Here is a 14362-nt window from a genome sequence, read left to right as displayed (position 1 = left end):
GCAGCTCAACACTCCCGAGCCGCAGCGCAGTAAAGGAGGGCGGCCGTGGCCGCAACCACAGAGAAGCCCCCCGGCCGGGCGATGTCCGCGCTTTTGGCGTCCCTACGAGGGATCGAGCGCGTGGGGAACAAGCTCCCGCACCCCTTCTGGATCTTCGCAATCCTGGCCGCTTTTGTTGTCGTGTTGAGCGCGGTGCTCAACCGGCTGGGTGCCTCCGCCGTTTCCCCGGTCGACGGCGAGAGCATCGAGGTCCAGAGCCTGCTGTCCCCCGAGGGCATCAGGGTGATCTTCGGTGAGGCGGTCACCAACTACGTCAACTTCCCCCCGCTGGGTCTGATCGTGGTCATGATGCTCGGCGTCGTCGTCGCCGAGCAGACCGGGCTCATCAACGCCCTCCTCCGCGGGAGCGTGACCCGTGTCCCGGCGAAGTACATGACCTTCACCGTGGCCATCATGGGGATTCTGGGCAGCATCGCCAGTGACGCCGCCTACGTCGTCCTGATCCCCCTGGCAGCCGTCGTCTTCCAGGCCGTGGGCCGCAGCCCCACACTGGGCATCGTGGTGGCCTTCGTGTCCGTCTCCGCCGGTTGGAACGCCACCCTGGTGGTCGCGCCCACCGACGCCCTGCTGGGCGGCATCACCACCGAAGCCGCCCAGATCATCGACGGTGACGTCGTCGTCACCCCGCTGGCCAACTACTTCTTCAACGCCGCCAGCGCGGTCCTGCTCGCAGTCCTCATCACCCTGATCACCGAGCTCATCCTGCGAAAGCGCACGGAAGGGCTGGACGACGTGTCCACCGGCTCGGACGCCATCGGCGACTTCGAGCTCAAGCCGGAGGAGCGCCGCGGCCTGCGCTGGGCGGGGCTGGTGCTGCTGGGTACCGCGGCCCTGTACGTCCTCGCGCTCGTACCCGAGAACTCCTGGTTCCGCGGTGCGGACGGCACGGTCATCGAATCGCCGCTGGTCTCGGACATCGCCGTGGTCCTCGCCGTGGTGTTCCTGCTCGTGGGCACGGTCTTCGGCATCTCCGTGGGCACCGTGACCAAGGCCGCCGACATCCCGACGTACATGGCCAAGGGCGTGAAGGACCTGGCCCCGGTCCTGGTGCTGTTCTTCGCGGCCTCCCAGTTCCTCGCCTACTTCTCCTGGTCCGGCATGGCCGAGGTCCTGTCCATCCGGGGCGCGGAGTGGCTCGAGTCGCTGAACGTGCCCACGGCGGTTCTGTTCGTGGGCTTCATCCTGATGGCCACGACAATGAACCTGCTCATCACCAGCGGTTCGGCGCAGTGGGCCCTCATCGCCCCCGTGTTCGTACCGATGCTGATGATTCTGGGAGTCAACCCGGAGACCACGCAGGCCATGTACCGCATCGCGGACGCCTCTACCAACATCATCACGCCGATGAGCCCGTACTTCGTGCTGGTCCTGGGCTTCATGCAGCGGTACCGGAAGGACAGCGGTATCGGCACCCTGGTGTCGCTGACCCTGCCCTTCACCGTGACGATCCTTACCGTCTGGACGCTGTTCTTCCTCGGCTGGTACGCGCTGGGTATTCCGCTCGGCCCGGGCGTGCCGATCGGTTAACGGGCGTTCCGGTCCGATCGGACGCCGTACGCACTGAGGGTCCCCGCTCCGAGGAGCGGGGACCCTCACCCGTAGAGCCGAGAAGTCCCGTAGCCCGGGACCCCGTAGGTCCGCGGTAAGTGCGCCTAGTCCAGGCCCTTGCGGGCCAGCAGCGGACCCATGCCGGGCTCGCGGCCGAGGAAGTCGGTGACCGCCTCCATCGGGTCGACGCTGCCGCCCACGGACAGCACCTTCTCCCGGAAGCGGTCCCCGCCCTCGCGGGACAGGCCGCCGTTCTCCTTGAACCACTCGACGCTCTCCGCGTCCAGCACCTGGCTCCACACGTAGGAGTAGTAGCCCGCGCTGTAGTCGTTGGAGAACACGTGCATGAAGTACGTGCTCCGGTAGCGGGGGCGGACCTGCGGGTGCAGGGCACCCACCGCTTCCAGCGCCTTGGCCTCGAAGGACGCGGGGTCCTCCACGGTCTCGCCGGGGGCGAGGCGGTGCCACGACCAGTCGAGCAGCGCCGCGGCGAGGTACTCGAAGGTCGCGAAGCCCTGGTTGAACTGGCTGGCCGCGGTGAGGCGCTCCACCAGGTCGGCGGGTACCGGCTCGCCGGTCTCGTGGTGCTTGGCGTAGTTGGCGAGGATCTCCGGCCAGAGCGCCCACATCTCGTTCACCTGGGAGGGGAACTCGACGAAGTCGCGCGGCACGCTCGTGCCCTGGACCCTCGGGTAGCGCACCGCCGACATCAACCCGTGCAGCGCGTGCCCGAACTCGTGGAACGCCGTCTCGACCTCGTCGAACGTGAGCAGGGCCGGGCCGGAGGCGGGCTTGGTGACGTTCAGGTTGTTCACCACCACCGGCCGCTGGTCCAGGTGGGTGGACTGGTTGACCAGGTTGTGCATCCACGCGCCGCCGCGCTTGGTCGGCCTCGCGTAGGGGTCCAGGAGGAACAGGCCGAGCGGGGTGCCGTCGCCGTCGAACACCTCCCAGGTGCGCACGTCGGCGTGGTGGCCGCGGAGGTCGGTCCGCTCGCTGAACGTGATCCCGTACAGCAGGGTCGCCGCGTGGAAGACACCGTCCTCGATCACCCGGCCGAGCTCGAAGTAGGGGCGCAGGACGCTCTCGTCGAAGTCGTAGCGGGCTTTGCGGACCTGCTCGGTGTAGAAGGGCCAGTCCCACGGCGCGATCTCGTGCCCGGCGTGCTCGGCCAGCGCCTGGGCCTCCTTGTCGACGTTGCGCCGGGCGGGGACGACCAGCTGGGCGAGCCGCTCCTCGACCGCGTCGACGGTCTTCGCGGTCTGGTCGGCGACCTTGTACGCCGCGTGGTCGGCGTAGCCGAGCAGCTTGGCCTGCTCGGCGCGCAGGGTCGCCATGCGGGCGGCGATCTCGAGGTTCTCCGGCGCGCGCTCCGCGCTCAGCTTGTACAGCCGTTCGCGGGTGGAGCGGTTGGTGAGCTGGGCCAGCGCCGGTTGCACCGTGGTGTTCAGTAGCGGCAGGACGTACTGGCCGTCCTTCTCGAGCGCGCTGACCTGGGCCTCGTCCAGGCCGTCGAGTTCCGCGGCGTCGTCGACGACGAGGGAGGCCTCTCGGGTCGCCCGGATGACGTTGATCCCGAAGTCCGTGGCGAGCCCGGCCAGCTCCGCGTTCAACTCCCGTAGCCGGGCCTGCTCCCCGTCGCCGAGGTTGGCGCCCGCCTTGACGAAGTCCGAGCGGTACCGCTCCAGCAACCTGGCTTCCTGCGGGTCATCGGTGGTGACCTGCTGGATACGGGCCCACAGGTCCCGGTTGAGCGAGATGGCGTCCGCGTGCTGCGCGGCGCGGGGGGCGATCTCCTTCTCGAGCTCCTCGATGCCGTCGGTGGCGTCAGAACCGGCCAGGGTGTGGAAGACCGCTTCCATCCGCCGGAGGGTCGCACCGGAGCGCTCCAGCGCCGCGATGGTGTTGTCGAAGGTCGGAGGCTCCGGGTCGCTGGTGATCGCCTCGACCTCGGCGAGCTGCTCGGCCACACCCGCCTCGAAGGCGGGCAGGAAGTGCTCTTCGCGGATCGCGCCGAAGTCGGGGAGCCCATAGGGGAGCTCGCTGGGTGCCAGGAACGGGTTGTCCGTCAAGGGGTCGTGCTCCTCGTGTGTCGGTGGCGGACGTTCGTGCCGTTCTATCCTGTCGCCCGCCACCTGTCACCCGCGTTTGTCCTGCCCCCACACGCGCCGAGGCCGCTCCCGCGGACACCGTGCCGTTCCCCGTGGAATCAGTTCCCGACCACGTGCGGGTCCGGCTCCGGCTCCAGTTCGTCGGCAAGGGGGAGTTCGACGATGGGGACGGTACGGCCGGTGGCCTCACCGTCCCCCTCCGGGCTGTAGGAGAGCTGTCCCCCGCCAGCCCTGACGTCGTGGGCGGTGTTGAGCAGCATCAGCCGCGCACGGACCTCGGCGGGCGTGGGTGTGGCCGCCTGCTCCCCCATCACGTTGGTCATCCGCACGGCGTGCGCGGCGACCGCCACGGCGTCGTGGTTGACCAGTGCGTAGCCGTTGCTGAGCCCGGAGGGCTCCCCTTCGGGGATGTACTCCAGGTAGGCGTCACGGAAGTCCTGGTAGCCGTCCGGCACGGCGTCCGCCTCCGCCTCGGCGGTCTCCCAGCGGGTGTCGATCGCGGAGGCGTACACGAGGGAGATGTCGTTCTCCTCCACCAGCGCCATGGTCTCCTCGTCGTTGAGCACGCTCAGCCCGGTGACGCTGAACAGGATGCGCAGCTCGTCGGCCCAGCAGTTGTTCTGGGCGAGTGCCGCCAGGAACTCGTCGAGGTCGGGGGCGCGCCCGGCGAAGAAGATGGTGTCGACTTCTGAGTTGCAGACGTTCTGGGTCACGTCGTGGAACAGCCCGCTCGCCGGGGCGTCGCCGACGGTGGTCCCGTCGTACTGCTGGGTGGGTGCGTCGATGTGGTCGCCGAGCTGTTCCTGGTAGGCCTCGTTCAGTGTGGAGACGAAGAGGTCGGGTTCGGTCCGGTCGTGGACGACGAGGGCGCGGACCGGGTCGGGCAGGCCTTCGAGGTAGGCGTCGAGCGCCTTGACGTACTCGGTGTTGCTCGGGGCCACGCGGATCACCCCGGGCAGGGCGGGCTCCTCGTCGGTCCCTTCATCGTCCAGGCCGCCGGGTCCGTGGGCCAGGCCGTCGGCGGTGAGCGCCGAGGAGACCATGGGGATTTCGTGCTCGTTCAGGCGGTCCGCGACGTCGCGGGTGGAGTCGATGCTCACCCCCATACCGGTGACGGCGACCAGCGGCCGGTCGTCGTCCTCGGACATGTCGACGAGGTCGTCGACGACGGGTTCCCACTGGTTCTGCTGGCCGCCCGTGTTGGCCAGCACCAGCTGGATCTGCGGGGTCATGTCCGCGAAGGAACGGGTGTGGTTGGCCCGCATCACGGCCGTGTAGGCGCCCTCGAGGGAACGGCGCATCCGTTCGGGGTCCATGGGGCTGACGCTGTCGAAGGTGAGGGTCCCGAGGAAGGCGACGCGGACCACCGGTGTGTCGTCGTCGGACAGGTCGTCGACGCGGGCGTTCTCCTCGGCGATGAGCTCCTGGATGTCGGTGAAGTCCTCGTGGAAGACGTGGGATCCCTCGGTCACGCCGACGCACTGGCCGTCGACCTCGCGAACCCCGCTGCCCGGACCTCCGCAGGTGAACCGGTCCCACAAGGCGACGGTGGTCGCCACGAGGGCGATGACCACCACGCCCGCCACCCCCAGCAACAAGGCTCGTTTCGGATCCCTGCCGCCCGTGTCGGACATCTGCCGTCACCTCTCCTGACTTTCGGCTCAACGACTCATGATGCGCGATTTCCCGCGATATATGACCGCACGAATCATTCGTGACGCAGGCGTTATAGGAACTCCGTTCCCTTTGCTCCTTAAAATCACCGGAATCACTTTTGTTGCCTGAGTTCCCCACGGAGGTTGGGGAACGGCGTACCCCTACCGGCCCCGAAGCGCCCCGTGGTGAGATGAGGGGCGACGCGCGCGGAGGTGGCGATTGGCGGAGAACCCCGGTGTCCCCGGCCCTTGGGGAACCCGTGCCCTCCCGCGGTCGGCCCTTCCACCCGTCGGCACCCCCGACCTGCGCGGTCCATTCCGCTTCGTGTGGTGGCTGATCGCCTCCCAGCCCTGGCGCGTCCTGCGCGGATCCTTCTACGGCACCCTGTGGATGGCCGGTCTGATGATCCCGCCCTACGTGCTCTCCCGCGCCATCGACGACGGGCTGCGCGCGGAGGACGCCCGCTCCCTGTACTTCTGGGCCGGGGTCACCGCTCTCGTGGCCGTACTCACCGCGGCAGTTTCGATCCTGCGGCACCGGACGATGTCCATGGTCCGCATGGACGCCGCACACCGGACCATGCGCGCGGTCACCCGGCACTCCACACTGCTGGGCGCGGCCCTGTCCCGCCGGGTCAGCTCCGGGGAACTCTCCACCGTCCAGGCCGCCGACGTCCTCCTGATCGGCCATATCCTCACGATGACCGGACCCGGGGTCGGCGCGGTCATCGCCTACGCCGGGGTCTCGGTCCTGCTCTTCACCATCTCCCCGCTCCTCGGCGCCATCGTCGTGCTCGGCATCCCGGTTCTGGCGGTCGTCGTCGGACCCCTGATCGGCCGGTTGCACGGCCGTCAACGGACCTACCGCGAGCACCAGGGGCGGACCACGGCCCTGGCCGCGGACATCGTGTCCGGGCTGCGAGTCCTGTGCGGGATCGGCGGCAAGGCGCACTTCGCGGACCGCTACGCGAACCGTTCCGAGGACCTGCTGAGGCAGGGGTACCGGGTCAGCGAGACCACCAGCTGGTTCCAAGCGGTGAGCTCCTGCCTGCCCGTGGTCTTCCTCGGTGCGGTCACCTGGGTGTCCGCCCGCCTCGCCGTGACCGGGCAGATCACCGTCGGCGAGGCCGTCGCCGTCTACGCATACGTAGCGGTCCTCATCGTCCCGGTGTTCTTCTTCATCGAGGGGGCCAGCGCCCTGGTCCAGGGCTTGGTCTCCGTGCGGCGGGTGCTCAGACTGCTCACCCTCGAACCCCCGCTCACCGGCAGCGGCGCGGACCGCCCCGGCCCAGCGGAGGGTTCGGGCCTGACCGAACCGGCCTCAGGGGTGACCGTGCCCGCGGACCGGACCACCGCGCTCGTCGCCGCCCGCGCCGCTGACACCACCGCGGTCGTGGACCGGTTGGGCCGCTACACGGACTCGGACGCCCGCTGGGGCGGGGTCCCGCTGCGGGACGTGGGACTGGCCGAGGTCCGTGACCGGATCCTGGTCTCCGACAACGAGGCTTACCTGTTCGCCGGTTCCCTGCGCGAGGTCCTGGATCCGCACGGGACGCACACCGACACCGAACTCCACACCGCGCTCCACACCTCCGGGGCCGCCGACGTCGTCACGGCGATGCCGGACGGCCTGGACTCGGCGGTGGAACCGCAGGGCCGCAACCTGTCCGGCGGCCAGCGCCAGCGGGTCCGGCTGGCCAGGGCTCTGCTCGCCGAGCCCGAGGTCCTGCTGTTGGTCGAACCCACCTCTGCGGTGGACGCGCACACCGAGTCCACCGTCGCCGAGCGGCTGTACGAGGCGCGGTACGGGCGCACCACCGTGGTCGTGGGCACGTCTCCCCTCCTGCTGGACCGGGTGGACCGGGTGGTCTTCCTCGCGGACGGGGAGGTCGCGGCGGTCGGCACCCACGGTGAACTGCTCACTTCCCGGCCCGACTACCGAGCGCTGGTCTTCCGCGGCGCCGAGGAGGAAGGCGCTCCGGTATGAGCGAACGCCTACCCGTCGCCGACCGGCTCCAGGTACGCCGCGACACCGCCCGCCTGCTGCGCGAGGAGCGCGGCCGGGTGGTCCGGCTGATCCTGCTGACCTGCTTGGCGACCGGCGCCGGGCTGGTCGGCCCCTACCTTCTGGGCCGGATCATCAACATGGTGGAAGACGGCACCGCCGCACTCAGCACGGTGGACCTGCTGGCCGCCGGTGTGGTGGCGGCGGCCTGCGCGCAGCTCCTCCTGACCCGCTACGCCTACCGCGCCATCCACCGCTTCGGCGAGCACGTCCTGCGGCGGCTTCGCGAGGACTTCGTCGGCCGGGTGCTCTCCCTCCCCACCCGGGTGGTGGAGCGCTCGGGCACCGGCGACCTCACCACACGCGTCTCCGCTGACGTGGGAACGGTCGGCACCAGCCTGCGCGGGGCACTGCCCGACATCAGCGTGGCCCTCCTCCAGATCCTGGTGCTGTTGGTCGCCATCAGCTGGCTGAACCCGGTGCTGGGGCTGTGCGCCCTCATCGGGGTACCCCTGGTGTGGCCCGCCCTGCGCTGGTACCTGAGGCGGTCCCGGGAGGCCTACCTGGCGGAGGGGGCCGCGCTCTCGACCGCGCTGGAGGGCGCCACCGCCACCGCCGAGGGCGGCCGCACCGTGGAGGGCCTCGGTATCCAGAAGGACCGCCGGGATGTGACCGACCGGGACGTGGGCGGCCTGTACCGGTCGCGCCGGGGACCCTGCGGCTGCGGTCGGTCCTGTTCCCGATCAGCGAGTCCGTCCTCGTACTGCCCACCTCCCTGGGCCTGCTGGTGGGCGGCCTGATGTACCTGAACGGCGGAATCAGCCTCGGGGTCCTGGTGACCTGCCTGCTGTACGTCCAGCAGCTGGTGGACCCCATGCTGAGCATCACCCAGAGGATCGAGGAGCTCCAGCGCGCCGGGGCCTCGTTCGCCCGGCTGCGGGGCGTGCAGCAGCTGCCGGAGGAGTCCTCGGACACCGCCCGGGCCCCCGAGGACGACCGGATCGAGCTGTCCGGCGTCCGCTACGCCTACGTGCCCGGCCACGACGTGCTGCTCGGCATCGACCTCAGCGTGCAGCCCGGCGAACGGCTCGCGGTGGTGGGTCCGTCCGGCGCGGGCAAGACCACGATCGGCCGCCTGCTGTCCGGTGCGGACGTCCCCGGTTCCGGCCGGGTGCTCCTGGGCGGGGTTCCCGTCGCGGAACTCTCCCCCGAGGTACTGCGCGAGCGGATCGTGCTGGTCAACCAGGAACACCACGTGTTCACCGGGACGCTGCGGGAGAACCTGGCGATCGCCGCCTCGGATGCCGACGACGAACGGCTGCTCGCCGCGCTGGGCACGGTGGGCGCCGACTGGGCCCGGGGTCTGCCCGAAGGGCTGGACGCCCGGGTCGGGTCGGGCGGGGAGGCCCTGGACCCGTCCCGGGCACAACAGGTGGCGCTCGCCCGCGTGGTGCTGTTGGACCCGCACACGGTGGTGCTGGACGAGGCCACTTCGCTGCTGGACCCGAGGACCGCGCGGCAGGCGGAGCGGTCTCTGGCGGCGGTGCTGGAGGGGCGCACCGTGATCGCGATCGCGCACCGCCTGCACACCGCGCACGACGCTGACCGCGTGGCCGTGGTGGAGGACGGGCGCATCACCGAGCTGGGTTCGCACGAGGAGCTGATCGCGGCCGACGGGGCCTACGCCGCCCTGTGGAGCTCCTGGCACGGCACCGGTTAAGGGACGCCCGGCCGGTGGTCACGCGGGGGTGAGGAACTCCAGCCGGTTGCCGTTGTTGTCGTGGGTGTGGAACCGGCGGTAGCCGGGGAAGTTTTCGTCCCAGACGATCTCGTATCCGGCGGCGATCACGCGCTCGGCGAGGACGTCGAGCTCCCGGACGAGGATGCCCGGGTGGGCCTTGCGCTGAGGAGCGAAGTCCTTCTCCACTCCCAGGTGGATCTCCACGGAGTCGGCGCGCACCCACAAGCCACCGCGCGCGGCCAGGACCGGGGGCTTGGGGATCTCGACGAAGCCGAGGACGTCCACGTAGAAGGCCCGGCCGGCGTCCTCTTCACCCGGGGGCATGGAGATCTGGACGTGGTGCAGCCCGAAGCCGAGTCCGGTGGCGGTGTCGGGGGCGGGAGTGGGTGTGGTCATGGGTACCTCTCTCGTGGTTTCGGGGGATCGCTTCTTCGGAGGGGTCTGTGTCAGTCCAGCGCCGCGTTGCCCGCCCGGGCGCGGGCGAACACCTGGCGGAAGGCGGCAATCGCAAGGGTCAGCCAACAGGCTGCGGTCAGGAGCACCCACCCGACGGAGATCAGGACCGCGGCGGCCGGTGCGGCTGCCTCGACGCCACGCACCGCCGCCAGTCCGTGGGTGACCGGCAGGATCTGGGCGGCCCACTGGAGCGGGACCGGCCAGAACTCCACCGGGACCATCGCCCCGCAGATCGCGGTCGTAGACATCACCGCGACCGCGCTGATGACGTTGCGGGCCTCACCGAAGAGCAGCGCGGCCGCGCCGAGCACCAGGGTGAGGCAGTAGGTGCCCAGTACCGTCAGCAACACGATCCCGACCAGCACCGGCACCTGCCACCACGACCAGACGATCCCGAACAGGGGCGGCAGGGCCAGCACGGCGATCGATGTGGTGACCACCGCCGATGCGGGCTTTTGCAGACTGCGCCCGAAGAAGTGCAGCCCGGGCTCGACCGGGGAGGCGGCCAGCAGCCCCATAGTCCCCGCGTGACCGTCCCAGCAGGTGGAGGCCACCGCCATGGTCGTCTCGGTCACGCAGGTCATGATCGCGGCACCGAGAACGATGTACAGGGTGTACTCCGGGTCCGCGACGAGCAGGCCGATGGCGGTGTAGAAGACGACCTGGCACAGGAGCCGGACCAGCCAGCCGAACAGCCAGGTCTTCCACGTGTAGGAGTGGCGGAAGTCGGCCCGGGCGATGACCGCGCTCTGCCCCACCGTGCGCGCGGCCTGGACAGGAGTGATCACTGTTCTTGCCCTTTCAGTCGCGGGACAGGGTGCCCTCGGCACGGGCGCGCCGGAGGAATCGGACCAGGGTGAACGAGCCGAGGGCCAGAGCGGTCGCCCCCAGGGCGAGCACGGCGAACAGTCGCGGGACGAGCGACTCGACCGGTTCGGGCAACAGGGAGTCGCGGAACAGGTCGGCCGCCCAGGACAGGTACAGCACTCGGCTCACCCCTTCCACCCAGCCGGGGTAGAGCGCCACCGGCACCATCACCCCGGCCAGCAGGAACATGGGCATGGACAGGGTGTTCTGCACGATTCTGGCGTTGGGCGCCGCGATGAACAGCGCCGAGAGCGCGGTGGCGGTGGCGGCGGTGCCCAGGGCAGTGGCCACCATGGCCAGCACGAACACCACGGGGTGGTGCAGGGTGATCCAGTGGCCGAACCCCAGTCCGGCCACGGCGATGGCCAGCGCGAACGCGGGCAGCGATATGAGCATCGCACCGCACAGGCGGCCGAAGACCAGCGACGGCAGGGAAGCCGGCGAGGCCACCAGCGGCTCCAAGCGGCCGTTCTCCCGATCCTCGCTGATCATCTCCCCGGAGAACATCAGGGCCGCGGTCCACAGCGACATCAGGGTGGGGGCGACCACGGCGTAGGCGGCCAGGTCCGCACGCCCCGAGTACAGCACCATCGACATCAGGATCGCCGTGGTGAACGGGGTCCCGACCAGGGTGAAGTAGGTGTCCGTACTGCGGGACATCGCCCGGGTCTGGAAACCGAACCCCAGGCTGAAGGAAGTCAGTAGGCGCCTCACGTGTCGACCGCCATCCCCCGTCCGCCGACCAGGTGCAGGTACACCTCTTCCAGGCTCGGGCGGCTGAGGGAGACGTCGCGGACCTCGGCGTCGACCAGGGTGCGCTGCACTGCAAGCGTGGCTTCCGGGGCATCGGTCTCCACCCGTGTCACCCCGCCCTCGGCATCGGTCACCGAGACCACCCCGGGCAGTGCGGCGAGCCGCTCCCGCACCGGCACCGGCACGTCGCGGACGTCCACGCGCTCGTAGGCGGAGACGAGGTCTCCGACGGTCTGCGGGGTCTCGGTCATGACCAAGCCGCCCTGGTCGATGAGGGAGACGCGGTCGCTGAGCGCGGCGGCCTCGGCCATGTCGTGGGTGGTCATGAGGATGGTGGTGCCGTGGCCGCGCAACTCGCCTACCAGGGCCCGGAAGTCGCGGGCGGCCACCGGGTCCATACCGACGGTCGGTTCGTCCAGGATCAGCACGCCGGGGTCGGAGACCAGGCCTCGGGCCAGGTGCAGGCGCTGCTTCATGCCCCGGGAGAAGCCGCCGACCCTCTCCTTGGCCCGGTCGGCCAGGCCCACCCGTTCCAGGAGCTCCTCGACCCGCTTGCGCCGCCGGGCCCTGCCCAGCCCGTACACCGAGGCCCAGAAGTTGAGGTTCTGGCGTGCGGTGAGGCGGTCGTAGGCGCCTTTGTCGCCGCCGAACACGATCCCGAGCGAGCTCTTCACCTTTGCGGTGCGGGTGACCACGTCGTGGCCGAGCACCCGGACCGTGCCCGAGGTGGGGAGCAGGACCGTGGAGATGATCTTGCACAATGTGGTCTTGCCCGCCCCGTTGGGGCCGAGGAGTCCGTGCACCTCGCCCTCGGGGATATCGAGGTCGACGCCGCGCAGGGCCTCCAGATCGTCACCCCCCTTGCGCTGGTAGACGCGTCTGAGGCCGGAGATCTCGAGGGCACTCACGTGCTTGCTCCTCCATGGGGTGGGGTGCGGGGGCCGGGGGCGGGAACGGCAGCGGCCCCATCCTTCCCGTCCCGGCCGACACCCACAACGCGTTTTCGAGTCGCGCCGCGAAGCGTTGTGTCCACCGCCGATCCGGCGAACTGTCCGAGGGAACCGGGACGATGGCTGCTCCCGTCCGCACAGCCTCGCTCAGGAGCACCCCGTGACCGATACCGACGACCTCCGCTGCGCCTGGGCCCGGGACACCTCCGAGCTGATGGCCGCCTACCACGACACGGAATGGGGATGCCCCTCGCACGACGACCGCTACCTGTTCGAGATGCTCGTTCTCGAGGGCGCCCAGGCAGGTCTGTCCTGGTCCACGGTGTTGAACAAACGCGAGAACTACCGGCGGGCCCTGGACGGCTTCGACCTCGAGCGGATCGCCTCCTACGGGCAGACCGAAACGGAGCGGTTGCTCGCCGACCCGGGGATCATCCGCAACCGGCTCAAGATCGCCTCTGCGGTACGCAACGCCCAGGCCTTCCTGCGAGCGTGCGAGGCATTCGGGAGCTTCGATGCGTACCTGTGGGAGTGGGTGGACGGAACACCGGTGGTCGGCCGCTGGAACGAACCCGGGCAGGTACCCGTCACCACCGAGCTCTCGGACCGGCTGAGCCGCGACCTCAAGCGGAGGGGATTCAACTTCGTCGGGAGCACGATCGTCTACTCGTACCTCCAGGCCACCGGGCTGGTCGAGGACCACCTGACGGGCTGCCCCGCCAAGCCCGCCTGAGTACTCTCCGTGGCGAACCGAACCTTCCCGTACACTGTACTGTACAACCTACGAAGGGCAGGACCATGACCTATCTCGTCACCGGGGCGACCGGCACCGTCGGGAGCGAAATCGTCCGTCAACTCGTGGACGCGGGGCATCCCGTACGTGCGCTCACCCGGGACCCGGCACGGGCCCTCGCTCAGGGGAACGTGCCCGACGGCGCGGAAGCGGTCCGCGGTGACCTCACCGACCCCGAATCGGTCCTGCCCCACCTGAAAGGTGTGGTCGGCCTGCACTTGATCACCTTCGGCGGGGACGACTTCGGCCCGCTGGAGACCGGCCCCCGCCTGGCCGAACTGGCCGAGGCCGCGGGCGTGCGCCGGGTGACGGTACTGTCCGACTTCTACGAAGGCGGTGTCCAGGAGGCCCTGCGCACGAGCGACCTCACCTGGACCTTCCTCAACCCGGTCGAGTTCATGGCCAACCTCCGCGACCACTCCGAGGAGGTCCGCACCGAAGGCGTACTGAGGTCAGCGGACGACCACCCGAGCGCCATGGTGCACGAGGCCGACATTGCCGCGGTGGCGGTCACCGCCCTCACCGAGGAGGGCCACGGCGGACAGACGTACCTGATCAGCGGCCCTGAAGCACTCACCCCCACGGAGCAGGCCCAACAGTTGTCCACTGCGACCGGTCAGGAGGTCACCCCGGTCCAGCTCTCCCTCGAGGAGACCGCCCAGCGCATGCGCGCCCAGGGGCACGACGAGGAATACGTGGCCTTCGCCGTGGACCTGGCCGCCAACCCCCCTGAGGTGGGCAGCCAGGTCCAGGACACCGTCGAGCGCGTGACCGGCAGGCCCGGGCGCACCTTCGCCCAGTGGGCCGAGGAGCACGCGGCGGAGTTCCGGCCCGAAGGCTGAGCGGCCCCGGCAGGCACCTGCGGGCACCCTGCTGGCCACGGCAGGTACTCGGTGCGGCATCCCCGGACACCCCCGTGGGCACCGGGTCCACCGCTCCCCGGAACAAGGGCTGTGGCACTCCCGTCGGCCCTGGTGCTTGGCTACGGTGACGCCATGACCACAGACCAGCCGCGCGGAGCGGCAGCCGTCATCACCAACAGCCGCGGCGAGTACCTGCTCCACCTGCGCGACAACATCCCCGGCATCGCCTGGCCCGGACACTGGGGTGTCCTCGCCGGTGGCTGTGAGGAGGGCGAGCCCCCCAGGGAGACCATCGTCCGGGAACTCCAGGAGGAGGCCGGGCTGGCCGTCGACGGACTCACCGAACTGTGCGAGGCCCTCGACAGCCGCGGCTCCGGACAGCTCCTCACCTTCTTCACCGCCACCTGGGACGGCGACGCCCGGGCCCCGCACCTCACCGAAGGCCAGAAGCTCGACTGGGTCGCCCCCGAGCAACTGGGCACTCTGCTGATGCCTGACCTCCTCCGCGAGGTTCTGGAGCACCAAGGCACCAAGCCCCTCTGACCCGGCCTCCTCCAGCG

11 protein-coding genes and 1 pseudogene are annotated in these 14362 nt (G+C 70.0%); 6 read left to right on the top strand and 6 right to left on the bottom strand.

Features of this window, described 5'->3' with window-relative positions; translation table 11 throughout:
- Window positions 1-81 precede the first annotated feature (81 nt).
- The gene (locus ACYVDG_RS16775; RefSeq protein WP_460753159.1) at window positions 82-1587 is read left to right on the top strand and encodes an AbgT family transporter; all 1506 of its coding nucleotides are present in this window, start codon (window positions 82-84) and stop codon (window positions 1585-1587) included.
- 125 nt (window positions 1588-1712) lie between these two features.
- On the opposite strand, the gene ACYVDG_RS16770 is transcribed toward ACYVDG_RS16775, so the two are convergent.
- A complete protein-coding gene (locus ACYVDG_RS16770; RefSeq protein ID WP_460752948.1) occupies window positions 1713-3680 on the bottom strand; it encodes a M3 family metallopeptidase in 1968 nt (655 codons plus the stop codon).
- A gap of 137 nt (window positions 3681-3817) precedes the next feature.
- Window positions 3818-5353 (bottom strand): ABC transporter substrate-binding protein, encoded by a 1536-nt coding sequence (locus tag ACYVDG_RS16765; RefSeq protein WP_460752943.1) that lies wholly within the window; start codon window positions 5351-5353, stop codon window positions 3818-3820.
- A 241-nt stretch (window positions 5354-5594) separates the two neighbouring features.
- Between ACYVDG_RS16765 and ACYVDG_RS16760 the strand changes: the two genes are divergently transcribed.
- Both ACYVDG_RS16760 and ACYVDG_RS16755 read left to right on the top strand, forming a co-directional pair.
- Window positions 5595-7361, top strand: a complete 1767-nt coding sequence (locus tag ACYVDG_RS16760) for an ABC transporter ATP-binding protein (protein ID WP_460752941.1) — start codon at window positions 5595-5597, stop codon at window positions 7359-7361.
- Window positions 7358-9099: pseudogene (locus ACYVDG_RS16755) on the top strand (ABC transporter ATP-binding protein). Before ACYVDG_RS16760 ends, ACYVDG_RS16755 begins: the two are co-directional and overlap by 4 nt.
- Before the next feature lie 18 nt (window positions 9100-9117).
- On the opposite strand, the gene ACYVDG_RS16750 reads toward ACYVDG_RS16755, so the two are convergent.
- From ACYVDG_RS16750 to ACYVDG_RS16735, 4 genes are read right to left on the bottom strand one after another with little or no spacing between them, the layout of a single operon-like run.
- Window positions 9118-9516 carry a VOC family protein gene (locus ACYVDG_RS16750; RefSeq protein ID WP_460752936.1) on the bottom strand — a complete coding sequence of 133 codons (399 nt, stop codon included), beginning with the start codon at window positions 9514-9516 and terminating at the stop codon, window positions 9118-9120.
- 50 nt (window positions 9517-9566) lie between these two features.
- Window positions 9567-10364: an ABC transporter permease gene (locus ACYVDG_RS16745; protein WP_460752933.1), complete on the bottom strand. Its 798-nt coding sequence runs from the start codon at window positions 10362-10364 to the stop codon at window positions 9567-9569.
- Window positions 10365-10377: 13 nt separating this feature from the next.
- Window positions 10378-11103, bottom strand: coding sequence for an ABC transporter permease (locus ACYVDG_RS16740; protein ID WP_460752926.1), 726 nt, complete (start codon window positions 11101-11103; stop codon window positions 10378-10380).
- 50 nt (window positions 11104-11153) lie between these two features.
- A complete protein-coding gene (locus ACYVDG_RS16735; protein ID WP_460752923.1) occupies window positions 11154-12104 on the bottom strand; it encodes an ABC transporter ATP-binding protein in 951 nt (316 codons plus the stop codon).
- 202 nt (window positions 12105-12306) lie between these two features.
- Between ACYVDG_RS16735 and ACYVDG_RS16730 the strand changes: the two genes are divergently transcribed.
- The 3 genes from ACYVDG_RS16730 (at window position 12307) to ACYVDG_RS16720 (ending at window position 14345) form a co-directional block, all read left to right on the top strand.
- A complete protein-coding gene (locus tag ACYVDG_RS16730) occupies window positions 12307-12879 on the top strand; it encodes a DNA-3-methyladenine glycosylase I (protein WP_460752919.1) in 573 nt (190 codons plus the stop codon).
- A gap of 65 nt (window positions 12880-12944) precedes the next feature.
- On the top strand, window positions 12945-13781 hold the full coding sequence (locus ACYVDG_RS16725) for an NAD(P)H-binding protein (RefSeq protein WP_460752915.1): 837 nt from the start codon (window positions 12945-12947) through the stop codon (window positions 13779-13781).
- A 153-nt stretch (window positions 13782-13934) separates the two neighbouring features.
- Window positions 13935-14345 (top strand): NUDIX hydrolase, encoded by a 411-nt coding sequence (locus tag ACYVDG_RS16720; RefSeq protein ID WP_460752912.1) that lies wholly within the window; start codon window positions 13935-13937, stop codon window positions 14343-14345.
- Window positions 14346-14362: the final 17 nt, after the last annotated feature.

The organism is Nocardiopsis oceani (assembly GCF_054777395.1).
This window is presented reverse-complemented; position numbering and strand designations above follow the sequence as displayed.

Excerpts from the sequence above, each read along its gene's own strand:
- ACYVDG_RS16775 (WP_460753159.1), top strand. The coding sequence starts at position 82 with ATGTCCGCGCTTTTGGCGTCCCTACGAGGGATCGAGCGCGTGGGGAAC.
- ACYVDG_RS16765 (WP_460752943.1), bottom strand. The coding sequence starts at position 5,353 with ATGTCCGACACGGGCGGCAGGGATCCGAAACGAGCCTTGTTGCTGGGG.
- ACYVDG_RS16750 (WP_460752936.1), bottom strand. The coding sequence starts at position 9,516 with ATGACCACACCCACTCCCGCCCCCGACACCGCCACCGGACTCGGCTTC.
- ACYVDG_RS16740 (WP_460752926.1), bottom strand. The coding sequence starts at position 11,103 with ATGTCCCGCAGTACGGACACCTACTTCACCCTGGTCGGGACCCCGTTC.
- ACYVDG_RS16725 (WP_460752915.1), top strand. The coding sequence starts at position 12,945 with ATGACCTATCTCGTCACCGGGGCGACCGGCACCGTCGGGAGCGAAATC.
- ACYVDG_RS16720 (WP_460752912.1), top strand. The coding sequence starts at position 13,935 with ATGACCACAGACCAGCCGCGCGGAGCGGCAGCCGTCATCACCAACAGC.